Below are 22,365 nucleotides of genomic sequence, written 5' to 3' on the forward strand. Positions count from 1 at the left end.
ACCAGGCTCAGCGCACTTCGGCGATCTCGACCCCGTCCAAGCCCTGCGCCAGGGTTCTGGCGTCGCCGCCCTGGGCCAACTTGATGCGCAAGCGCACTTCGTTCTGCGAATCGGCGTGACGCAGCGCGTCCTCGTAGCTGATCTCGCCAGCCTGATACAACTCGAACAAGCTCTGATCGAAGGTTCGCATGCCCAGATTGATGGACTCCTTCATCACGTCCTTGAGCTTGTGGATCTCGCCTTCGCGGATGTAATCCTGGATCAACGGAGTCCCGAGCATGATTTCCATCGCCACCCGACGGCTCTTGCCATCCGGAGTCGGGATCAATTGCTGGGCGACCACGCCCCGCAGGTTCAGCGATAGTTCCATCAACAATTGACTGCGACGGTCTTCAGGGAAGAAGTTGATGACGCGATCCATCGCCTGGTTGGCGTTGTTGGCATGCAAAGTACACAGCACCAGGTGGCCGGTTTCGGCGAAGGAAATGGCGTGGTCCATGCCCTCGCGGGTGCGCACCTCGCCGATCATGATCACGTCCGGCGCCTGACGCAGGGTATTTTTCAATGCGTTTTCCCAGCTGTCGGTGTCGATCCCGACCTCGCGCTGGGTGATGATGCAGCCCTCGTGCTTGTGCACGAACTCAATCGGATCTTCGATGGTGATGATGTGTCCGGTGGAGTTCTGGTTGCGATAACCGATCATCGCCGCCAGTGAGGTCGATTTACCGGCCCCGGTCGCACCAACGAAGATGATGATGCCGCGCTTGGTCATCGCCAGGGTCTTAATCACCGGCGGCAAGCTCAGTTCGTCCACGCTGGGAATGCGCGTTTCGATCCGGCGCAGCACCATGCCGACCTGGTTACGCTGGTAGAAGCAACTGACGCGGAAGCGGCCAACCCCGGACACGCCGATGGCGAAATTGCACTCGTGGGTCTTCTCGAACTCCTCGCGCTGCCCAGGCGTCATCACGTTCAACACCATGTCGCGGCTCTGCTGCGGGGTCAGCGGCGTCTGCGTGATCGGGCTGATCTTGCCGTGCACCTTGATCGCCGGCGGCATGCCCGAGGTGATGAACAGATCCGACGCTTTTTGGTGCGCCATCAGTTTCAGGAACGAGGTGAAGTCGGTGGTACTCATGCTGTGGCTCCGGGACTCGGACTCAGGACGCGAACAGCACACGCGGCTGATCCCGATCCTGTCCGGCCCATCTGATGGAATATCAAATTACGTTAGACCGGGTGAACGCTTCTGTGGTTCGATCTCATTCGAAGATCCGCTTGTCCTTGGCGTACTCGCGCGCTTGGTTGCGGGTGATCAGACTACGCTTGACCAGGTCTTGCAGATGCTGATCCAAGGTCTGCATGCCGCTCTGCTGGCCAGTCTGGATCGCCGAGTACATCTGCGCCACCTTGTCCTCGCGGATCAGGTTACGAATCGCCGGGGTGCCGACCATGATTTCCCAGGCGGCGGCGCGGCCGCCGCCGACCTTCTTCAGCAGCGCCTGGGAAATCACCGCACGCAGCGATTCGGACAGCATCGAACGCACCATCGGCTTTTCGCCAGCGGGAAAGACGTCGATGATGCGATCGATGGTCTTGGCCGCTGAACTGGTATGCAACGTGCCGAACACCAGATGGCCGGTTTCGGCGGCGGTCAGCGCCAGACGGATGGTCTCCAGGTCGCGCAACTCGCCGACTAGAATGATATCGGGATCTTCGCGCAAGGCCGAACGCAGCGCTTCGTTGAACCCAAGAGTATCGCGGTGCACCTCGCGCTGATTGATCAGGCACTTCTGCGAGGTGTGCACGAATTCGATCGGGTCCTCGACGGTGAGGATGTGGCCGTATTCGTTCTTGTTGATGTAATCGATCATGCCCGCCAGGGTGGTCGACTTGCCCGAACCGGTCGGCCCGGTCACTAGGATCAGCCCCTGCGGCTGGTCGATCAATTGGCGAAAGATCGGCGGGCAGCCCAGGTCTTCCAGGGTCAGCACTTCCGAAGGAATGGTACGAAACACCGCGCCAGCACCACGGTTCTGGTTGAACGCATTAACGCGAAAGCGCGCCAGACTGGGGATCTCGAACGAAAAGTCGACCTCGAGGAATTCCTCGTAATCGCGGCGTTGCCGGTCGGACATGATGTCGTAGACCAACGCATGGACTTGCTTGTGGTCCAGCGCCGGGATGTTGATGCGGCGCACGTCGCCGTCGACCCGGATCATCGGCGGCAAACCCGCGGACAGGTGCAGGTCGGACGCCTTGTTCTTGACCGAAAACGCCAATAGTTCCGCAATATCCATACGCTGCTTTCCCCCTTGGGCTGCGACTGGAAGGATGATTCCCCGACCGGCAGTATAGCGCCCTTCCCTTTACAGGAATCGCCAGCCTTGAGCCACCTCACGCTGCAACAAATCCGCCTTGATATGGAGCGCGCCGCCGACGCCGCAGGGCGTCCGCCGGCGCAGCTGCTCGCGGTGTCCAAGACCCAGACGGCGGCGGCGGTCGCAGCGCTGGCCGCACAAGGGCAACGCGCGTTCGGCGAGAACTACGTGCAGGAGGCAGCGGACAAGGTCGCCGCGTTGGCGGAGGCGGGCCTGGAGTGGCACCTGATCGGCCACCTGCAATCGAACAAAGCCGAACTGGCGGCCACCCTGTTCGACTGGGTACAGAGCGTGGACCGGCCCAAATTGATCGCCCCACTGGCCAAGGGACGGCCCAGCACGCGGGGACCGCTGAATGTGTTGATCCAGGTCAACATCGACGACGAGGCCAGTAAACACGGCTGTCACCCCGATCAGATAGAGCCCCTGGCCATCGCCATCGCCGCGCAGCCGGCATTGGCCCTGCGTGGGCTGATGGCCATTCCCGCGCCATGGCCCGAAGCAGAACGCCGCGAAGCCGCCTTCATCCGCATGCGCACGCTGTTCGAACACCTGCGTGACGCCTACCCGCGGGTAGACACGCTGTCGATGGGCATGAGCGGCGACTTCGCCCAGGCGATCGCCGCGGGCGCAACCCTGGTCCGTATCGGCACCGCACTGTTCGGTGCACGCGGGGATGCCTCGCCGCGTGCATAGCCACTGAATTGTCTCCCTGCAATCCCGATTCAGTGATGTTCAAAATGCATTACAGAATCATTTACAAATTCATTGAGAGATTTGAACTTTATCGATGAAGTCAAAGACTGACCCGAAGACAGCGGCAAGAGATGGCTTGCGAAGTCAGGATCCACTACACAAATCACAGTATTGACAGAGATGTTCGGTTTCGATCGGCACTGGCGGCGGGTCCTCCGCCACCCATCTCGCCGAATGCGCTCGGCCCCACAACTGAGGTCCAAAGATGGAAGCATCCATCAAATTGTTGTTTGGCTCCTGCTTGATCGTCCTGCTGCATCTGTCCGCCGCGATCGCCGCACCCGCAGCGACATCGACAAGGGAGGCTGACGAGGCACAGATGACACCCGACGAAGTCCGGGCGCACGCGGACTGGCGCGACACCATGGCACATCAGCCCACGCCGGCAAAAGGCTGCTTCCACGCCAACTACCCCAGCACCACTTGGCAAGCCGATACCTGCACAACCCGACCTCCTCACGGGTACTCCAATCCGCACCCGCGCAACACCCGCATGCACGCCATCCAAGCCGTCGGCGACAGCGACGACTACGTGCTCAGCTCCGATACGCTCATCAGCCAGACCGTCGGCAGCTTCCCCAAGGTCAGCGGCGTCACCTCCGAACGCGGCATCGGCGGCAACGGCAGCGGCCAGGGCCTCGGCCCCAACGAATACGCGTTGCAGATCAATTCAAACTTCGATGCCACCACCAGCGCATGCGCAGACCGATCAGACTGCACAGTGTGGCAACAGTTCATCTACAACAACGGCGGTTCCCAGGAGCAGAGCGCACTATTCATGCAGTACTGGCTGCAAAACTACGGCTCCGACTGCCCCAGTGGCTGGATCAGCGACGGCGATGTCAGTTGCTATCGCAACAGCGATGCCCTCATTTTACCCAACGTACCAGCCACCCAACTGGCCAACCTCAAGCTGACCGGCTCGGCGACCGCCAACGGCATGGATACCGTGACCCTCACCAACGGCAGCACTGCCCACAGCGTCAGCGCCAGTGACAACGCGCTCGAGATCGCCACGGTATGGACGGATTCGGAATTCAACGTGTTCGGCAATTCGAATTCATCGCGAGCGAATTTCAACCGGGGTTCGTCGATCACGGTGAAGGTGGCCGTGCTCAATGGCGACACCGCCGCCCCGACCTGCGCCGCGGGCGGCACCACCGCCGAGACCAACAGCCTGTATCTGGGCGATTGCTACGCCTCCGGCGGCAAGATGCCCTCGATCACGTTCACCGAGGCGAACTGACCCTTCCGCGCCGGCGCGGCAAACCGTCGCCGGCGCATTACACAGCAGCACAGCAGCACAGCAGACAGATAAGGCCGCACTGACCACGCAATCGCCGCACGGCACAGCCGCTACCATGGTGTTCCTTCTCGCGACCACGGTACTGTGCGATGTCTTCCGCTACCCAAACCTCACGCACGGCCGACATTGCCTTCGTCGGCGGCGGCAACATGGCGCGCAGCCTGATCGCCGGGCTGATCCGCCAAGGCGTCGATCCGCAGCGCATCCGTGTCGCCGAACCGGTCGCCGCGTTGCGCGAGGCGCTGGTCGCGGACTACGCCGTCCAGGCAGTCGACACCGCCGCCGCCGCGGTCGACGGCGCAGGCGTGTGGATCTTCGCGGTCAAACCGCAGGTGCTGCGCAGCGTCTGCACCGCACTGGCCGCGCTGGCGTTGGCGCAGCGGCCACTGTTGGTGTCGATCGCCGCCGGCATCACCACCGACCAACTCGACCGCTGGCTGGGCGGCGGGCACGCCCTGATCCGGGCGATGCCGAACACCCCCGCCCTACTCGGTGCCGGCGTCAGCGGTCTGTTCGCCAATGCCCGCACCAGCGCTCCCCAGCGCACACACGCCGAGCAGCTCCTGGCCGCGGCCGGAGTCACCGTGTGGGTCGAGGACGAGGCCTTGATCGACGCGGTCACCGCAGTGTCCGGCAGCGGCCCGGCCTACGTGTTTCTGCTTGCCGAAGCGATGGAGGCCGCCGGCATCGCGCAAGGCTTGCCCACCGACACCGCGCGCGCACTGGTCCAGCAGACTCTGCTCGGCGCCGCGCGCATGCTCACCGAGTCCGGCGAAGCGCCGAACACACTGCGGCAGCGGGTGACCTCGCCTAATGGCACCACCCAGGCTGCGATCGAGACCTTTCAAGCCGGCGGCTTCGAGGCGCTGACCGCCGCCGCGATCGCCGCAGCGGCCGCGCGCGGTCGCGCCCTGTCGGCCGCCAACGACTGAACCGGAACCGACACGGCGCCGCCGCTCGCCAAGCGCATGCAGAGTTTCAGGGTTTCGGGACATCATCGGCCGGACAAACGATTCCAATCCGGCCCCATGCCAGGCTCCATCAGGCGACATGCAGAACTACTCCACGCGCCCGGTCTCGGCGAACACGCACACACGCAAGCCGGCTGCACAACCGCAGCATGGGCCGAGAACGTTCGCTCACGGGAACAGCATGCGTTTACTCCAGTGACCGGCGAGATCGGCCTCGTAGCGCCAGCGCTCGTGCAGACGGTACTTGGCGCCGTACCAGAATTCGAAACTGCGCGGAATCACACGAAAGCCGCCCCAACCTTCCGGGCGCGGCACCTCGCGGCCCTCGAAGTTGGCCTCGGCCTTGGCCACGCGCTCCTCGAACTCTTCGCGCGAGTGCAGCGTATGCGATTGCGCCGAGGCCCACGCACCGATCTGGCTCATGCGCGGACGCGAGGCGAAATACGCATCGGCCTCGGCAGCAGCCACAAGGTGTACCTCGCCGTCGATGCGCACCTGCACGCCGTCTTCGCGCATGCGTCGCCACAGGAACAACAGCGATGCCTGCGGATTGGCCTGCAACTCGCGTCCCTTCTGGCTATCGAGGTGGCTATAGAACACAAAACCGCGCGCGTCGTAGGCCTTCAGCAGCACCACCCGCGAGGATGGACGTGCTTCCAGCGTCGCCGAGGACACCACCATGGCGTTGTATTCGGCCTCGTCGCTGCTGCGCGCCTCGGCGAATAGGTCGGCGAAGGTGGACAAGGCTTCCTGGTAGAGATCGGGCATGGCGACAAGCACTCGGCGGACGAAGCGACATTGTCGCCCCAAGCGCTGGCCGACGCACGCGCACGCACCGCAGCGATGCGGCAACGCGCGGGGCGAGGCTGGTCTCTGCTAGCATCGGCGGATGAATCCCGCCCCCAATTTGGTGCTGGTCGGCCCGATGGGCGCCGGCAAGAGTGTCATCGGCCGCCGCCTGGCCGAGCGCTTCGGTCTGATCTTCGTCGACAGCGACCAAGCCATCGTCGAACGCACCGGCGCCAGCATCCCTGCGCTGTTCGAGCAAAACGGCGAAGCCGGCTTCCGCGAACACGAGCGCGCCTTCCTACAAAGCGTGTTGGACACGCCCGGCCACCTCATTTCTACCGGCGGCGGATCCGTACTCAACGCCGACAGCCGCCGCGAGATGCGCGAACACGGCTTCGTGGTGTACCTGCGTGTCGGCGTCGGCGAGCAGGTGCAGCGCCTGCAACGCGACCGCAACCGCCCCCTGTTGCAAGACGGCGACCGCGAGCAGGTGCTGCGCGACCTGCAAGCGGTGCGCGAGCCGCTGTACCGCGAGGTCGCCGATCTGATCATGGACACCGACCACCTCACTCCCGCCGAGGCCACCGCACAACTGGTCGTGCGCCTGATCGCGTCGTGGAAACTTCCGGAACACACTGCATGACCGCCGCATCGCGCACGGTCGAGGTCGCTGGCGACCCGGCCTACACCATCCGCATCGGGCCGGGACTGCTCGACAACGGCACCTGCCTGGCCGCACACGTACGTGGCCACCATGTGCTACTGCTCAGCGACAGCCACGTCGCGCCGCTGTATGCGCAGCAGGTCCGTGAGGCATTGCTGGCCGCGCGCCCGGAGCTGCAGATCGGTGCGTTCGTGATCGCCGCCGGCGAGGCATCCAAGACCCTGGACAGTTTCAGTGGGGCGATCGCCGCCCTGGCCGAACTCGGCGCCACCCGCGACGCCTGCGTGCTGGCCCTGGGCGGTGGTGTGGTCGGCGACCTGGCCGGCTTCGCCGCCGCGTGCTGGATGCGTGGAGTGGACTGCGTGCAGTTGCCGACCACGCTGCTGGCGATGGTCGATTCCTCAGTCGGCGGCAAGACCGCGGTGGACATCCCGCAAGGCAAGAACCTCGTCGGCGCATTCCATCCGCCGCGCGCCGTCCTGGCCGACACCACCACACTGCGCACCCTGCCGCCACGGGAATTGCGCGCCGGATTGGCCGAGGTGATCAAGTACGGCGCCATCGGCGACCCGTTGTTCTTCGAATGGCTGCACGCCGAACGCCACGCGCTGCTGGCGGCAGAACCTGCCGCACTGGCCCAGGCGATCGCGCGCAGTTGCGAACACAAGGCCGACATCGTCGCCCGCGATCCGCTGGAAAAAGGCGAGCGCGCCCTGCTCAACCTCGGCCACACCTTCGGCCACGCCATCGAGACCGAGCAGGGCTACGGCGCACCGGACAACAGCAATCTCAACCACGGCGAAGCGATCGCGGTGGGCATGGTGCTGGCCGCCGAGCTATCGGCACGGCTGGGACTGGCCTCGGCGCAGGACGCCGCGCGGCTGCGCGCACAGCTTGTCGATTTCGGCCTGCCCACTGCACTGCCAAGCGGACTGGCGCCGCAGGCCTTGCTGGCACGCATGCGCCTGGACAAGAAGAACCTGGCTGGCCGCCTGCGCCTGGTGCTGTGGCGTGGCATCGGCCACGCCGAAATCGTCCCCGACGTGGACGAAGCCGAGGTGCTGGCGGTGCTGTCCACTGGCTGAGCGGCAACACCCCACGACACTCACGCATTGGCATCTGCCTCGGTGTCTGGCGCAATGCAGCGGCGCGTATTGCCCAGCAGACAAACGCCTGGGCGACTCAGTTCTGGACGGTCTCCAGCGTCGCATCGCCGCCCAGGGTTCGATACAGCGTCACCAAATTGGTCGCCTTGATCAGCTCCGTCGCGACCAAGCCGCGCTGTGCCGAATAGTAACTGCGCTGCGCATCGAGATTGGACAGGAACGGCTCGACACCGCCGCGATAGCGCTGATCGCTGAATTGATAGTTGCTGGCGGAATCGGCCACGAGATTTTGTTGCGCAAGCAACTGCGCATCAATGGTGCCGCGTCTGGCCAGCGCATCGGACACTTCGCTGAAGGCGGTTTGAAGGGTCTTTTCGTATGTTGCCAATGCGGCATCGCGCTGTGCCTGGGTGTATTTCACATTGGCGCGCGCCGCACCGGCATCGAAAATGGCAGCGCTCGCGCTGGCCCCCACCGTCCTGTTGAATGCAGCGTGCGTGAACAGGTCCGACAGTGCCGTACTGCTCAACCCCAGCATGCCGGTCAGGGTGATGCGGGGGAACAACGCTGCGCGAGCGGCGCCGATCTGGGCATTGACCGCGCGCAATGCGTACTCCGCCTCCACCACATCAGGCCGGCGCAGCAGAATGCTCGAATCCAGTCCAGCCGGAAGTTCGCCGATGGTCGGCGTCGCTTCCTGGATCGAGCCCGGCAAAAGTTCGGGATCGACCGGGCCGCCCACCAGCAGACGCAGCGCATTGACGTCCTGGGCCATCGCGGTGGTCTGCTCGGCCAGGTCCGATTGCGCCGTATGCAGCACCTGGTTGGCCTGATAAAGATCCGAATGCGGCGCGATTCCGCCCTCGAACCGCTGCCGGGTCAGCGCAACGCTCATGCTCGCGCTTTGCACAGTTTCCTGCGCAATTTTCATCAGGCTCCTGTCGCTGGCGTAGGTCAGCCACGCCGTGGCGATGTCACCGACCAGCGTCAGGCGCGTGGCGCGCGCGGCAGCCTCTTGTTCCAGGTAACGCTGTTGCGCGGCAGTGGTCAACGAACGGACCCGTCCGAACAGATCGATCTCGAACGCGGTGATGCCGACACCGAGGCTGTATTCGCGGGTATCGCCTTGCGATGGCGCGACCGCCGCCGTTACGTCCGACGCGTTTGCCGTCGCCGGCGCCGCTGCAGCACCTTTGCCTCGATAAGAACGCACGCCGTTCGCTGTCCCACTTACCTCAGGCAACAGTTCGGCGCGCTGGATGCGGTATTGCGCACGCGCCTGGGCGATGTTGGCAATCGCAATCCGCAAATCCCGGTTATTGTCCAAGGCTTGCGCAATCAGACGCTGCAGCCGGGGATCGCGAAACATCTGCCGATACGTGAGCGAAGGCAGCGCCGCTTCGTTCCGCGCCAGGTAGGCATCGCCTGCCGGCCACGACGGCGGTATCGGCGGTGCAGGACGTACATAGTCAGGCGCCAGGCTACAGGCCGACAGCAGGCATACCGCAATGAGGGCGACATGACGCATCAGACCGACGCTGCCATCGATGGAGAATGCGGCGGCGTGGTCCCCCCGCGACGCGCGCGGCGGCGCAGCATCCATTCCGCCATCGCGATATGGAACGCCGGGGTCAGATAGAGCGTCAACGCCTGCGAAAAAAGCAAGCCGCCCACGACCGCGATGCCGAGCGGGCGGCGCGCTTCCGCGCCCGCACCGAAGCCCAGCGCGATCGGCAACGACCCAAGGACTGCCGCGAGAGTCGTCATCATGATCGGACGGAACCGCACCTTCGCCGCTTCGATCATCGCCGCACGTGGGCTTTTCCATTGTTCTTCGCCAGAACGCTCCAATTCCAGCGCGTAATCCACCATCATAATGCCGTTCTTCTTGACTAGGCCGACTAGCAGGATGAGACCGACGAAGCTGAAAAGATTCAATTCCTGCCTGAAAAGTACCAACATGAAAATGGCGCCGAATCCGGCGAGCGGCAGCGATGTCAGGATCGTGATCGGGTGCAATGCATCCTCGTAAAGAATCGCAAGCACGCCGTAGATGAGCAGCACGGTGATGAGCAGCAGCATCGGCAGCGTCTTCAACGAATTTTCGAACGCCTGCGCCGAGCCGGCGAACTGGCCACTGATGGCGCGTGCATCGCCCTTGCCGAGCGTCTGCGCCATCAGGCTGCCGATTGCGGCAGCGGCATCGCCCAACGCGACACCGGGCGCCAGATTCATCGAGAGCGTCACCGCCGGCAAGCCAGCGTAGTGGTTGATCGCCACGGGACCGACGCCCATGCGCACGTCCGCCACCGCGCGAAGCGGCACCATCGGGCCGCCTGCCGCGGTCAACACCGCGCTGGTGCCCGAACTGCTGTTGGAAGTCTGCGTGCCGATCGCCGTGATGCCCGGGTTCTGGTTGCCATTGAACGACAGGGCATCCAGCGCGTTGAGATCGGCCTGTGCCGATGGCGCGACCTGCAGCAGCACCTCGTACTGGTCGGTGTCGCCATAAATGGTACTGATCTTGCGTCCGCCGTAGGCGCTCTGCAGGGTGTCCTGCACACCGGCAGCGGTGACGCCCAGCGACGCGGCCTGCTCGCGATGCAGGATGACATCGATTTCGGGATTTTTGATCTGCAGGTCGCTTTTCGGATCCTGGACCTCGTGAAGACGTTGGATGCGTTGCAGGATCACGTCCGACTGGGCGTACAACGCCTTCTGGTCGGTGGACTGCAACACGTATTGCAAGGATCCGTTCGACGCCGTCGGCCCCATGTCGATGGCGGGCGGATTACGCATATTGAGCGTGATACCCTCGATCTTGGCCACCTGCGTGCGGACCGCCTGGATCACATCGTCCGCCGTGCCCTTGCGTTCGGAGAGCGGCTTGAGCCCGATCAGCAAGCGTCCGCTGTTGTTGAGCGTGCCGTTCGAACCGATCACCGATTCGACATTGGCGACGTTCGGGTCGGCTTGAATGATCTTGACCACCGCGTTCTGCTTGGCAACGAAATCGGCGAAGGCAGTGCCTTCGGGCACGCGGGTCTCGCCATCGATCTTTCCCGAATCGACCTGGGGAATGAAGCCCTTATCGACGATGGCGTAGACGCCTGCCGTCCCCAACAACGTCGCGATGCCGATCGCGAACATCAAGCCGATATGGCACGTCGCCCACTCGAGGGAGCGTGCGTAACCCCGCTCGGATGCCTCGACCAGCCGGTCGAAGCGTTCGAACACCCAGCCCGAACTCTTCTTCGGATCGAGCCAGCGACTGGCCAACATCGGCGTGAGCGTCAGCGAGATGATCCCCGAAAGGATGACCGCGATCGCGATCACCATGCCGAACTCGGAGAACAGCCGTCCGACCAAGCCACCCATGAACACGATCGGCAAAAACACCGCCGACAACGAAAGCGTCATCGACAACACCGTGAAACCGATTTCCTTCGAGGCCTTCATCGCCGCCTCTATCCGGCTGGCACCCTGTTCGGCATGGCGGACGATATTCTCGATCACGACAATCGCATCGTCGACGACGAAGCCGACCGAAAGCGTCAGCGCCAGCATCGAAATGTTGTCGAGGCTATAGTGCAACAGGCGCATCACCGCAAAGGTGCCGATCAACGACGTCGGCAGCGCCAGGGCGACGATCAGCGTCGCGATCCAGCTCCTGAGAAAGAGCAGGATCACGATGATCACCAGCACCAGCGATCCGATCAGCGTCCATTCCACGTCCTCCACCGACGCACCGATGTAATCGCCACGGTCGTAGAGCACGTCGAGTTCGGCATCACTGGGCAGTTGCGCGCGGATTCCGGGCAGCGCCGCCTGGATGCCTTTCGTCACCGACAACGTATTGGCGCCCGGCTGGCGATGGATGTTGATTTCGATCGCACGCTGGCCGTTGAGAGACGCCGCGGTCTGCAGATTTTCGACACTGTCTTCGGCATGTCCGACATCCTGGAAACGCAACGGCGCACCGTCCGCGTAGGTCAATACCAGTTTGTCGAAATCGGCCGCCGTCTTGAGCTGCCCATCGGCCTTGACGGTGTAGGAACGGGCACGGCCCATCAGCGTCCCTGCCGGCGCGTTGCTGTTGCCCGCCTGCACGGCGGAGACGATCTGGTCGAATCCCAGATGCCGCGCGGCGAGCAGGTGCGGATTGACGAACAGACGCACGGCATACTTCTGCGCGCCGTTGACGTCGATTTGACCGGCGCCCGGTACCGAGGCCAAGCGCAACGCGACACGGTCCTTGGCGAATTGGTTGAGCAGTGGCAGCGCGATTGTCTTCGAGCGCAGGATCAGATGCATGATCGGCGCGGCGCTGGGATCCTCCTTCTGGATCTGCGCCGGATTGATTTCACGCGGCAGCAGCCCGGCCGCCTGCGAGACCGCATTCTGCACATCCTGCGCCGCCGCATCGACATTCCGGCTCAACGAAAATTGCAGGACGATCCGCGTGGCACCGACGCTGCTCGTCGAACTCATCGTATCCAGCCCCTGGAGGCCACTGAACTGACGTTCCAGCGGTGTCGCCACGGCCGCTGCCATCGTCTCCGGATTGGCACCCGGAAGCGACATGTTGACGGTGATCGTGGGAAAACTGACATCGGGCAGTTCGCTCACCGGCAGTGCAAAGAACGCCATGCCACCTGCCAGCACGAGCGCGATCATCACGACCGATGTCATCACCGCGCGACGGATGAAGACGGCCGATAGATTCACGCATGCCGTCCCGTCGCCACCGCATCCTGCCTGGTGCGTTGGTTGCTCGATTGCACGGCGGTGCCATCGCGCAGTTCGTTCGGCACGGTCAGGATGACGGTATCGCCCGTGCGCAAGCCCTTAGCGATCACCGCCTGTCCATCGATCAACCGGGCCACGCTCAGCGGACGCGAGACCGCACGCCCGTTGACCACGCAGTAGACATACGCACCGTGTTGCCCCTGCTGCAACGCGCCCTCGGGAACGGACAGGACCTGCGGATCTTCCGCAAGGATCACCCGAACGGTGACGAACTGGCCTGGCCAGAGCGTCCCGCCGGCATTGGCGAAACGCGCTCGGAGTGCCAGCGTCCCGCTACTGGTGTCGAATGCATTATCGAGAAAATACAACTGACCACGGTCGAGCAGTTTGCCACTCACCGAATCCAACGCCTGGACAGGCAATCCGATGCCATCGCGCCCTGCGCGTGCCGCGCGCACGGCATCAACTTGCACGTGCGCAAGCGCGAAGCTCGCCTCGATCGGCGCGTTCACATTGATGGTGACCAAGGCAGTCGTCGCGCCATTGGACACGAGATTGCCCGGCTTGACCGCGATGGCGCCCGCCCGCCCGTCGATGGGAGCGCGAATCTGGGTATAGGCCAGCAATAGCTGGGTCTGCTCAACCTGGGCCTGATCGGAAGCGACGGTTGCACGCAAGGACCGCAACGTGTCGGCTGCGGTGACGTAGGTCTTCGGATCGACCGCTCCAGTCTTGGAAAGCTTGCTGTAACGCGCTTCCGTATCAGCGGCATCGGCGGCGAGCGCTTGATCGCGCGCAAGGGTGGCGCGCGCCTGGGCAAGTGCCGCGCGCAACGGCCGGGGGTCAATCGTAAAGAGCAGTTGTCCCTTGTGGACTTGCTCGCCATCATGGATCAGCACCGATTGCAGGACACCATCGGTCTGCGGCCGGACGGCGACGGTGTGCGGCGAGATGATCGTACCCGAGGTTTCGATGATGTCAGGCACCCTATGCGGTGCGACCGTCATCGTCTCCACGCGCAATGGCGCAGGAGCCGGCGTCGGCTGGCGGCGATGCACGACCCAGTACCAAAGGCCGACGATCACCAGCAGGCACAACGCCATCAGCCCCGCAACGATCCCGCCCCGCCCCACACCGCGATCGGCACGTATTTTAGGCACGCACGCTGTCTCCCCGAGCCTTGGCGTGCATCGCCACACCGGCATCGTCGTTGGCGGCGCGATTCAAGGCGCTAAGTCCCGCACTGAGATCGCCGTTTTGCTCGGGATAAAGATGCATTACTCTGGCTTGCATGCTGGCCGGGTCCGCAATGGTAGTGAATGGCGATGCGTGACAGCATAGGTTCCGGCATTGTGTGCGAACGGGGCGGCAATGCCAATCCCGGCGACGTCACAACGACGACGAAGGCAAGACGACCGGGCACGACACCTCGGCGAACGCCTGCTGGCCCGTCTGCCGCGAGCATCGGGTGGCATGCCAAGGCCTAAAATCGGGTTTTCGCCAACATCCGGCCATCGTGCCGCATCGCATCGCCGTGATCGCCTTCTGCCGTGTTGTCTCAAGTTATGCGCCAGCCAAGACGCACGAGCGACGTTGAGCGAACGCTCAACATACCCCAATGAGCCACGCGCACGGGCAACGGCTACAATCCATGCATGCATGTCTTCCTGCGACAAAACTCCGACGGCAACCAGCCGCCGCGCTACATCCAGCTAACCCTGCAACCGGACCTGTTCGGCGGCTGGGAGTTATTGCGCGAAAGCGGCCAGATCGGCGGGCGCGCGCAACTCAAGCGCGCGCAATACCTGCATCAGCACGACGCCCATGCCGCCTTCGAGAAAGCCCGCGATGCACAACTCAAGCGCGGCTTCCAGGTCATTTCCACCCGTGGCGCCGACGCGCCGCACTGAGGAATCCCCCCATGCTCAAGAACGACCGCCTGCTGCGCGCGCTGCGCCGCGAGCCCGTGGACCAGACCCCCGTGTGGCTGATGCGCCAAGCCGGGCGCTACCTCCCCGAGTACCGCGCCACGCGCGCCCGCGCCGGTAGCTTCCTGGCGATGGCCAAAACCCCGGAACTGGCCTGCGAGGTCACCCTACAGCCACTGGCGCGTTTCCCCCTGGACGCGGCGATCCTGTTCTCCGACATCCTCACCATTCCCGATGCGATGGGCCTGGAGTTGTACTTCGTCGAAGGCGAAGGCCCCAAATTCCGCCATCCGGTGCGCGATGCTGCGGCCATCGCCCAGCTCGGCGTGCCGGATATGGAAACCGAACTGCGCTACGTCATGGATGCAGTACGGGTGATCCGCCGCGAACTGGACGGCAGCGTGCCGCTGATCGGGTTTTCCGGCAGTCCGTGGACGCTGGCCTGCTACATGGTCGAAGGCGGCGGCAGCGACAACTACGCACGGATCAAGGCGATGGCGTTGAACGATCCGACCGCCTTGCACAAGCTGTTGTCGGTCAATACCGACGCGGTGATCGCCTATCTGGCGGCGCAGCGCGCGGCCGGCGCGCAGGCGCTACAGGTCTTCGACACCTGGGGCGGCGTGCTCAGCCCGGCGATGTACCGCGAATTCTCGCTGCCCTACCTGCAGCGCATCGCCGGCGAGCTGGCCCGCGGCGACGGCGCCGAGCGCACCCCGCTGATCCTGTTCGGCAAGGGCAACGCGCCATACCTGGAGGAACTGGCTGCTTCAGGCGCCGAAGGCGTGGGCGTGGACTGGACCATCGATCTGGCCGATGCGGCGCGCCGCACCGGTGGCCGCGTCGCCCTGCAAGGCAACCTGGATCCAGCGGTGCTGTATGGCGCGCCCGAGGCAATCGAGCGCCAGGTGCAGCGCGTGCTGCACAGCTACGCCGAGGGCAACGGTTCGCCGGACGGCCATGTGTTCAACCTCGGCCATGGGCTATCGCCGGACATGCAGCCTGAGCACGTCGGCGCGCTGATCGCGGCGGTGCAGCGGCACAGTCGGCGCGGCTGATGCGCCGGATCGCCGCGCGGCCCTGCGTTTGCCGTACCGACAACAGTAACTAGAATCGGAGACATCGTCCCCTGCGATTGGATTGCAGATGACCGCCCTGCCATTTGCACGAGATGCTTCCCCGGTCGGCACCCTCCTGTCGCCCGGCATCGACGCCGTCGTCCAGGAGGCGCTGGAACAACGGCGCTTGGTCGGTGTCCGCGTGCTGGTCGTCCACAACGGCGCCTTGATCCACCAGCAGGCCGCCGGCTGGGCGGACCGCGAACGCCAGCAACCGATGACCCTGAACACGCTGTGCCGACTGGGATCGGTGAGCAAGCTCATCGTCTCGGCCGCTGCCTTGGTGCTGGCGGCACAAGGCAAGCTGGACCTGGACGCGGATATCGTCCCCTGGCTACCCAAGTTCCAGCCGCATCTGGCCGATGGCCGTATCGCCCGGATCAGCGCCAGGCAATTGCTCAGCCACACCGCCGGGCTGGGCTATCGCTTCCTCGAAACCGATGCCGATGGCCCATACACGCGAGCCGGGGTATCCGATGGCATGGACTTGCAGACCATCAGCCTGGAGGAGAACCTGCGCCGCATCGCCAGCGCCCCACTGCTGTACGAACCGGGCACGGCCTGGGGCTATTCGCTGGCAACCGATGTCCTGGGTGCGTTGATCGAGCGCGTGTACGGCGCGCCGCTGGACGAAAGCGTGCGGCAACTGGTCACTGGTCCGCTGGCCATGGACGACACCGGCTTCGTCGTGGGTGATCCACAGCGCATGGAAAAAGTCTATGTCAACGACACGCCGCAGCCGCACCTGCTGACCGAGGGCGAAGTCGTGCCGGCCTTCGAGGGCAAACTCCGCCTGACCTTCAGCCCAGGCCGGATCTTCGATGCACGGATGTTTCTTTCGGGCGGAGCTGGCATGGCCGGAAGCGCGATGGACTTCCTGCAGTTGCTCGAAACCTTGCGCCAGGACGGTGGCACGCTATTGCCCAGCGCACTGATCGCGGACATGGAGCGCGATCACAGCGGGGGATGGAAGATGTCCAGTGCGCCGGGTTTCGGCTATGGCCTGGGTTATATGGTGCTACGCGACCGGCAACTCGCCGCGACACCGGAATCGGTCGGCACCTGGCGCTGGTGCAGTGCCTATGGACACAGTTGGTTCGTGGATCGGGACCGCCGGCTGAGCGTGGTCGCCTTCAGCAACACCATTCACGAAGGCATGTGCGGCCATTTCGTCACCGCGCTTCGCGATGCGGTCTATGCCACGCTCGACCAACCGCGATAACCCGGCCCCCCGGCCGACTAACGCGGCGGTGCAACGCCCTGAAAATGACGCAATTCCGCGTTACTAGCCCCGGCCATGAACCGTCGGCGACAAGCCTCGCTGCATTGCCAAGCTCAGCGCGACGGCGACGCTGCGCATCGCACGTCACCATCGACCACCTCCATTGCATCGCATGCGGGCAAGCGCCTCGCGCGGCGGGCTGAAAACGCAGGACGCAGATGGCTGCCGTCTATGCCAACACGACACCATGGCGACCCGAACTGCGCCATCATTGTCCTTCCAGCCACAGCATGCAGGTCGATGTCTGCACCATCACCCGATCCGCTGACCATCTCCGCTCAGCAGAATTTCCGACCGCTGCTATGGTTGGTATCGCTGGCGATCTTCATGCAGATGCTGGATGCGACCATCGTCAACACCGCGCTGCCGGCAATGGCACGCAGCCTGGCGCAGAGTCCGCTGCAGATGCAGTCGGTGGTGTTCAGTTATGCACTGGCCGTGGCAATGTTCATCCCCGCCTCCGGCTGGATCGCCGACCGTTATGGCACCCGCCGGGTCTTCCTGGTGGCGATCGTGTTGTTCACCCTGGGCTCGCTGCTGTGCGCGGCGGCACCGCGCCTGCACTATCTGGTCGCCGCGCGGGTGCTGCAGGGCGTCGGCGGGGCGATGTTGCTGCCTGTCGGACGACTGACAGTGATGCGTTCGGTATCGCGCGCGAAGTTTCTCAGCGCGATGAGCTTCATCGCCATCCCGTCGCTGATCGGACCGCTGGTCGGACCGGCACTGGGCGGCTGGCTGGTGCAGATTGCCTCGTGGCACTGGGTGTTTCTGATCAATCTGCCGATCGGCGTGGCCGGCTTCGCCGCCGCACTGAAGATCATGCCCGACCTCTATGGCGAGCAGCGCACCCACTTCGACCTGATCGGCTACGCCATGCTGGCCTTCGGCATGATCGCATTGTCGCTGGCACTGGACGGCATCTCCGAGCTGGGCCTGCGCCACGCATTTGTGATGCTGCTGGCAGTCGCCGGACTAGCGGCGCTCATCGGCTACTGGCTGCATGCAGCCAACACGCCAGCCCCGTTGTTCCCGCTACATCTGTTCAAGGTGGTCAGCTTCCGCATCGGCATCCTCGGCAATTTGTTCTCGCGCATGGGCAGCGGCAGCATGCCATTGCTGATCCCGTTGCTGCTGCAGGTCGGCCTGGACATCAGTCCGATGTACGCTGGCCTGATGATGACGCCGGTGGCACTGGCCGGGATGGTATCCAAGCGCGCAGCGGTGAAGCTGGTCGAGCGCTTTGGCTACCGACGTGTGCTGATGACCAATACAGTGCTGGTCGGCACCGCGATGGCCAGCTTCGTGCTACTGGATCCGGGCAATGCCTTGGGCTGGCAGCTTCTGCAACTCACCATGTTCGGCGCAGTCAATGCGTTGCAGTTCACCGTGATGAACACGGTGACACTGCGCGATCTGGAACGCGAACAAGCCAGCGCCGGCAACAGTCTTTTGTCGATGGTGATGATGCTGACCACTGGCTTCGGCGCTGCGGCCTCTGGCAGTCTGCTGACGGCCTTCGGCGACTATTTCGGCGACAGCCACGGTGCCGTCACCGCCTTGCATGCGACCTTCGTTTGCGTCGGCGCCATGACGCTGACCTCCACCTTGATTTTCTGGCAGTTGCCGGATACGCCATCGCATGCGAGGCAAGTCGAGGACGTGGCGGTGGCCGAGTAAACGCGATCAGGAGTTGCAGCAAACTGCGGCTTGTATGGACAGGTGATCCAACGCTGCAAAAACGCAAGGCACGGAACCCGCCCAGCTGAGCACGACGCTTATGCGCCATCGACATGGCTGTTCGCCAGTTCCGAATTGCGCATTGAACGTGCTGGCGTTTCCAGCGCTTCAGCCAGCATGTCTCCCGTCACCGGCTTGCGCAGAAAACCATCGAAACCGGCCGCACGCGCCTGGGGTTCAGCGTCGGCATCAGCGCGGGCAGTCACCGCGATCAGCGGCATCGTGTGACCGAAGGCGCGCAGCTGCCGCGCCAACGCCAGGCCATCCATGCCAGGCAGATCGAGGTCGAGCAAGGCGACGTCGAAGACATTGGCCGCGACCTCGGTCAGCGCCGCCAGGGCATGCGCGGCGTGGATCACCCGATGACCACGAGCGGCGAGCAGACCACTGACCACCTCGGCGACGGTCGGGTCGTCCTCGACCAGTAGCACCCGTTGCGGTGCCAATACGGACGTGACCTCACGCACGCCAGAGGTGGGACGCGGTAGCGACGACGGCACCCACGGCAGCGGCAGATCGACGACAAAGCGAGTGCCAGCACCAAGCCGGCTCTGCAGGTCGATGCGTCCTCCCATCGCCACCGCCAATTCCTGACAGATCGCCAGCCCCAAACCGCTGCCGCCGTAACGCGCGGCGGTGCGCGGACCATCGGCCTGTTCGAAACGCTGGAACAACCGCGCCTGTTGTTCGGCGTTGATGCCAGGGCCGGTGTCGACAACCTCGAAGCGCACACCTTGAAACTCCTGCAACGGCGCCACCCGCAACTGCACGCTGCCGCGCTCGGTGAACTTGATCGCATTGTTGAGCAAGTTCAACAGGATCTGCCGCACCCGCGTGGCATCGCCGGTGGCGGTGACCTGCTCCGGCATCGCATTGTCCAATACGAACGTCAGGCCGTGCCCCTGCGCCATCGGCTCCATCATCGCCGCCAGTTCAGCGATCAGTTGCCCCAGATCGAATGGCTGCTGATCCAGCTCCAGACGCCCGGCCTCGATGCGCGCCAGATCCAGCGCATCGTTGACCAGGCGCAGCAAATGCGTACCGGCGCCACGGATCGATTCGGTGTAGCCGCGTTGTTTTGGATCCAGCGGCGTGGCCAGCAGCAGTTCACTCATCCCCAGCACGCCGGTCATTGGCGTGCGCACCTCATGTCCCAGCGTGGCCAGGAAGCGGGTCTTGGCCAGCGAGGCCTGCTCAGCCACCTCCTGTTTGTGCAGCGCCAGTTGCCATGAGTTGCGCCGACGCAAACGCCGACGGTAAAGATAGGACAACCGCCACACAATCAACAACGCCAGCAATGCCCACCCGACCAGCCCCCACGTGCTGCGCCACCACGGCGGCAACACGTGAAAGCGCATGGCGACCACTCTCGACCACACCTTATCGGCGGTACGCGCCTGCACCTCCAAGGTGTAATAGCCCGATGGCAAGCGCGAGAACAACCGTTCGCCATTGGCACCGACATCGATCCAGTCCGTGTCGTAGCCGCTCAGACGGAAGCGGTAGGTATTGGACTCGGTGTCGTAAAACGACAGCAGCCGCGCGACCACGTTCAGATCTCGATCGCCTTCCCGCAGAACGACCATACCGGCGTGCGACAGCTCCATCAAGGCATCGCCACGCCGTACGCTGACCCGCTCGATCACCAGCGGTGGCTGCCGCCGCGACGGTATCACCTGAGACGGCTCGAATAACACCACGCCATCCGTGGTGCCGCCGAGAATCTGCCCGCCACGCGCCTGAGTCAGCGTCTGTCCTGCAAACTCCTGATTGGGCAAGCCATCGTGTACGCCGTAGGAGCGAATCGCCTTGCTTGCCGGATCGACCCGAATCAACCCACGCACGCTGCTCAACCAGGCTACACCTTTGCCATCGACCACCAGGCCATTCGGTGCAAGCCCTGGGAGCTCATGGCCATCGTCAATGCGGTCGAGCAGGCTCAGTCGGGTACCGTCCCACAGATAACGCTCCAGGCAACCAACACCGGCCAACCAGACCACATTGCCGTCACTGATCGCGAAAGCACTCAATAGCCGCCGCGGCGCGCCCGGCACCGGCTCGAAACGCGCGCGCACCGGGTTCCAGGCCAGCACGCCATACGAGCCCAGCAACCAGGGCTGGCCCTGCGGCCCAGGCTTGAGTGCATTGGCAACGAATTCCGCAGGCAAACCGTCGGTGCCCAGCGCGATGTTGCGCAGTACGTGACCATCGAGATCGCGGATCTGTGCACCGCCAAGATCACTGAACAACCACAGGTGTGCATCCCCGCTGATCGTGGCAAAATTGGTGTTATTCAGGGTCAATGCATCGACCCCGTCGTTCATGCCCCAGCGCATGACTTCGCCACTGACAGGATCGTAGCGCAGCAAACCCTTGGGACCTGCACCCCACACGCGTCCCTGTGTATCTTCGACGATGGCTTGCGGCCAATCGATTCCGAACATCGCCAGCATGTGGTGGCGAACCGCACCCGTGGCCGGGTCGAGCTTGTCGAGTACGCCACGGGTACCTGCCAACCAGACCTCGCCATCCCGCGAAGCCGCAGTAGCCACCACGTAGGGGTTGTACATCGATTCCGGATCATCCACCCGGTAAGACAACACCGAGAACTGCCGCCACTTGGCCGGCAGATACCACAGCCCAGCATTGGCAGTGGCAAACCATAGATCGCCCTCGCGATCCTCGAACCCCAACACGAAGTTCGGCTTGACCAACCCGTGCGCGGAGTTGCTGTATAGAGGCACGTTACGGATCAGGCCCGTCTCGCTCTCCAGACCCAGGCCCTGCATGGTGTCGAACCAGCGATTACCACTGCGATCGTGGGCCAGCATCGCCATCACGCTCCGGCTCGGCAGGTTACGCCAGTAAGGTGTAATTGCCGTGCCGTCGGCACGAAACAGGCGCACTCCAGCTTGATTACCCACCCAGAAAACGCCGTCGTGTTCGGGCTTCAGTCCAAGGACATAGTGATCAACCCCAGAAAGGGACAGGCGTTCGAAACCGTGCCCGTTCCAGCGCGCGGCACCATTGCGGGTACCGATCCAAAGGGTGCCATCGGGCGCCATCGCCAATCTGCTCACATTGATCGATGGCAAACTGCGCTCGTCGCCAGGCTTGGGCATGAAGCGGGTCAGGCGGCCATTTGGTTGCAACCTGTACAGGCCGGCATTGCTTGTTCCGAACCAGATACTGCCGTCGGAAGTGGAAATGATGGCCAACACCGCGCTGGAGCCGATTTGCGAGTAGATGCTGTGGTCGTAGTAGCGGAACGTGCGTCGGTCCGCCGAGAGCATGCCTAGGCCCGCAGTGCCGGTACCGAACCAGATCCGGTTCTGCGCATCGGCATGAACGCTGAAGATGTTGTTGTCGCGCAGCCCGTCCTCGAACCGCCAGATGCGATAACCATGCCCATCGAACCGCGCCAGGCCATCGCTGCTCGCCATCCACAAATAGCCGAGTTTGTCTTCGGTAAGATCATTGATGGTGTTGGACGGCAGGCCATCGGCCACCGTCAACTGACGCGGTTGCGGCGTCAGCGGCACGGCCGCGCCTGCAACCGCAGACCACGCCAACAGTAG

At 63.8% G+C, this 22,365-nt stretch carries 17 protein-coding genes; 9 read left to right on the top strand and 8 right to left on the bottom strand.

Annotated features, from left to right (window positions below; genetic code table 11):
- Positions 1-7 precede the first annotated feature (7 nt).
- Complete coding sequence (locus XaFJ1_RS10465) at positions 8-1,138, bottom strand: PilT/PilU family type 4a pilus ATPase (RefSeq protein ID WP_012916642.1); 1,131 nt, start codon at positions 1,136-1,138, stop codon at positions 8-10.
- A gap of 124 nt (positions 1,139-1,262) precedes the next feature.
- On the bottom strand, positions 1,263-2,300 hold the full coding sequence (locus tag XaFJ1_RS10470) for a type IV pilus twitching motility protein PilT (RefSeq protein ID WP_012916643.1): 1,038 nt from the start codon (positions 2,298-2,300) through the stop codon (positions 1,263-1,265).
- Positions 2,301-2,423: 123 nt separating this feature from the next.
- Between XaFJ1_RS10470 and XaFJ1_RS10475 the strand changes: the two genes are divergently transcribed.
- From XaFJ1_RS10475 to proC, 3 genes are all read left to right on the top strand, one after another.
- A complete protein-coding gene (locus XaFJ1_RS10475) occupies positions 2,424-3,077 on the top strand; it encodes a YggS family pyridoxal phosphate-dependent enzyme (RefSeq protein WP_045756936.1) in 654 nt (217 codons plus the stop codon).
- A gap of 265 nt (positions 3,078-3,342) precedes the next feature.
- Complete coding sequence (locus XaFJ1_RS10480; protein WP_230598079.1) at positions 3,343-4,383, top strand: hypothetical protein; 1,041 nt, start codon at positions 3,343-3,345, stop codon at positions 4,381-4,383.
- A gap of 149 nt (positions 4,384-4,532) precedes the next feature.
- Entirely contained in the window at positions 4,533-5,375 is an 843-nt protein-coding gene (gene proC / locus XaFJ1_RS10485; protein WP_012916646.1) for a pyrroline-5-carboxylate reductase, read from the top strand.
- A 207-nt stretch (positions 5,376-5,582) separates the two neighbouring features.
- On the opposite strand, the gene pdxH is transcribed toward proC, so the two are convergent.
- Complete coding sequence (gene pdxH / locus XaFJ1_RS10490) at positions 5,583-6,182, bottom strand: pyridoxamine 5'-phosphate oxidase (protein ID WP_012916647.1); 600 nt, start codon at positions 6,180-6,182, stop codon at positions 5,583-5,585.
- A gap of 121 nt (positions 6,183-6,303) precedes the next feature.
- Between pdxH and XaFJ1_RS10495 the strand changes: the two genes are divergently transcribed.
- Positions 6,304-6,846, top strand: a complete 543-nt coding sequence (locus XaFJ1_RS10495; RefSeq protein WP_012916648.1) for a shikimate kinase — start codon at positions 6,304-6,306, stop codon at positions 6,844-6,846.
- Positions 6,843-7,952 carry a 3-dehydroquinate synthase gene (gene aroB / locus XaFJ1_RS10500; RefSeq protein ID WP_012916649.1) on the top strand — a complete coding sequence of 370 codons (1,110 nt, stop codon included), beginning with the start codon at positions 6,843-6,845 and terminating at the stop codon, positions 7,950-7,952. Before XaFJ1_RS10495 ends, aroB begins: the two co-directional genes overlap by 4 nt.
- 97 nt (positions 7,953-8,049) lie before the next feature.
- Here the strand turns inward: aroB and XaFJ1_RS10505 are convergent, their stop codons facing one another.
- Genes XaFJ1_RS10505 through XaFJ1_RS16385 form a run of 4 tightly spaced genes read right to left on the bottom strand, consistent with a single transcriptional unit; the run spans position 8,050 to position 14,000 of the window.
- Positions 8,050-9,501, bottom strand: coding sequence for an efflux transporter outer membrane subunit (locus tag XaFJ1_RS10505; RefSeq protein WP_012916650.1), 1,452 nt, complete (start codon positions 9,499-9,501; stop codon positions 8,050-8,052).
- Positions 9,501-12,701 carry an efflux RND transporter permease subunit gene (locus XaFJ1_RS10510; RefSeq protein WP_012916651.1) on the bottom strand — a complete coding sequence of 1,067 codons (3,201 nt, stop codon included), beginning with the start codon at positions 12,699-12,701 and terminating at the stop codon, positions 9,501-9,503. Before XaFJ1_RS10510 ends, XaFJ1_RS10505 begins: the two co-directional genes overlap by 1 nt.
- Positions 12,698-13,882 (bottom strand): efflux RND transporter periplasmic adaptor subunit, encoded by a 1,185-nt coding sequence (locus XaFJ1_RS10515; protein WP_230596793.1) that lies wholly within the window; start codon positions 13,880-13,882, stop codon positions 12,698-12,700. Before XaFJ1_RS10515 ends, XaFJ1_RS10510 begins: the two co-directional genes overlap by 4 nt.
- Positions 13,875-14,000: a hypothetical protein gene (locus XaFJ1_RS16385; protein WP_268988874.1), complete on the bottom strand. Its 126-nt coding sequence runs from the start codon at positions 13,998-14,000 to the stop codon at positions 13,875-13,877. The genes XaFJ1_RS10515 and XaFJ1_RS16385 overlap by 8 nt, the downstream gene beginning before the upstream one ends.
- Before the next feature lie 377 nt (positions 14,001-14,377).
- Here XaFJ1_RS16385 and XaFJ1_RS10520 point away from each other — a divergent pair, with 377 nt between their 5' ends.
- The 4 genes from XaFJ1_RS10520 to mdtD all read left to right on the top strand — a co-directional run bounded on the left by XaFJ1_RS10520 (position 14,378) and on the right by mdtD (position 18,727).
- Positions 14,378-14,632 carry a WGR domain-containing protein gene (locus XaFJ1_RS10520; protein ID WP_012916653.1) on the top strand — a complete coding sequence of 85 codons (255 nt, stop codon included), beginning with the start codon at positions 14,378-14,380 and terminating at the stop codon, positions 14,630-14,632.
- An 11-nt stretch (positions 14,633-14,643) separates the two neighbouring features.
- Positions 14,644-15,708, top strand: coding sequence for a uroporphyrinogen decarboxylase (hemE, locus tag XaFJ1_RS10525; protein ID WP_012916654.1), 1,065 nt, complete (start codon positions 14,644-14,646; stop codon positions 15,706-15,708).
- A gap of 88 nt (positions 15,709-15,796) precedes the next feature.
- On the top strand, positions 15,797-16,990 hold the full coding sequence (locus XaFJ1_RS10530; RefSeq protein ID WP_012916655.1) for a serine hydrolase domain-containing protein: 1,194 nt from the start codon (positions 15,797-15,799) through the stop codon (positions 16,988-16,990).
- Positions 16,991-17,290: 300 nt separating this feature from the next.
- Positions 17,291-18,727: a multidrug transporter subunit MdtD gene (gene mdtD / locus XaFJ1_RS10535; protein WP_012916656.1), complete on the top strand. Its 1,437-nt coding sequence runs from the start codon at positions 17,291-17,293 to the stop codon at positions 18,725-18,727.
- A 98-nt stretch (positions 18,728-18,825) separates the two neighbouring features.
- On the opposite strand, the gene XaFJ1_RS10540 is transcribed toward mdtD, so the two are convergent.
- The gene (locus XaFJ1_RS10540; RefSeq protein ID WP_425509555.1) at positions 18,826-22,329 is read right to left on the bottom strand and encodes a sensor histidine kinase; all 3,504 of its coding nucleotides are present in this window, start codon (positions 22,327-22,329) and stop codon (positions 18,826-18,828) included.
- Positions 22,330-22,365 lie beyond the last annotated feature (36 nt).

The sequence above is a fragment of the Xanthomonas albilineans genome, assembly GCF_009931595.1.
Lineage (GTDB): Bacteria > Pseudomonadota > Gammaproteobacteria > Xanthomonadales > Xanthomonadaceae > Xanthomonas_A > Xanthomonas_A albilineans.

Coding starts and splice junctions, on each gene's coding strand:
- XaFJ1_RS10470 (WP_012916643.1), bottom strand. CDS start 2,300: ATGGATATTGCGGAACTATTGGCGTTTTCGGTCAAGAACAAGGCGTCC.
- aroB (WP_012916649.1), top strand. CDS start 6,843: ATGACCGCCGCATCGCGCACGGTCGAGGTCGCTGGCGACCCGGCCTAC.
- XaFJ1_RS10475 (WP_045756936.1), top strand. CDS start 2,424: ATGGAGCGCGCCGCCGACGCCGCAGGGCGTCCGCCGGCGCAGCTGCTC.
- XaFJ1_RS10530 (WP_012916655.1), top strand. CDS start 15,797: ATGACCGCCCTGCCATTTGCACGAGATGCTTCCCCGGTCGGCACCCTC.
- XaFJ1_RS10495 (WP_012916648.1), top strand. CDS start 6,304: ATGAATCCCGCCCCCAATTTGGTGCTGGTCGGCCCGATGGGCGCCGGC.
- XaFJ1_RS10505 (WP_012916650.1), bottom strand. CDS start 9,501: ATGCGTCATGTCGCCCTCATTGCGGTATGCCTGCTGTCGGCCTGTAGC.
- XaFJ1_RS10480 (WP_230598079.1), top strand. CDS start 3,343: ATGGAAGCATCCATCAAATTGTTGTTTGGCTCCTGCTTGATCGTCCTG.
- mdtD (WP_012916656.1), top strand. CDS start 17,291: ATGTCTGCACCATCACCCGATCCGCTGACCATCTCCGCTCAGCAGAAT.
- XaFJ1_RS10465 (WP_012916642.1), bottom strand. CDS start 1,138: ATGAGTACCACCGACTTCACCTCGTTCCTGAAACTGATGGCGCACCAA.
- pdxH (WP_012916647.1), bottom strand. CDS start 6,182: ATGCCCGATCTCTACCAGGAAGCCTTGTCCACCTTCGCCGACCTATTC.
- proC (WP_012916646.1), top strand. CDS start 4,533: ATGTCTTCCGCTACCCAAACCTCACGCACGGCCGACATTGCCTTCGTC.
- hemE (WP_012916654.1), top strand. CDS start 14,644: ATGCTCAAGAACGACCGCCTGCTGCGCGCGCTGCGCCGCGAGCCCGTG.
- XaFJ1_RS16385 (WP_268988874.1), bottom strand. CDS start 14,000: ATGCATCTTTATCCCGAGCAAAACGGCGATCTCAGTGCGGGACTTAGC.
- XaFJ1_RS10520 (WP_012916653.1), top strand. CDS start 14,378: ATGCATGTCTTCCTGCGACAAAACTCCGACGGCAACCAGCCGCCGCGC.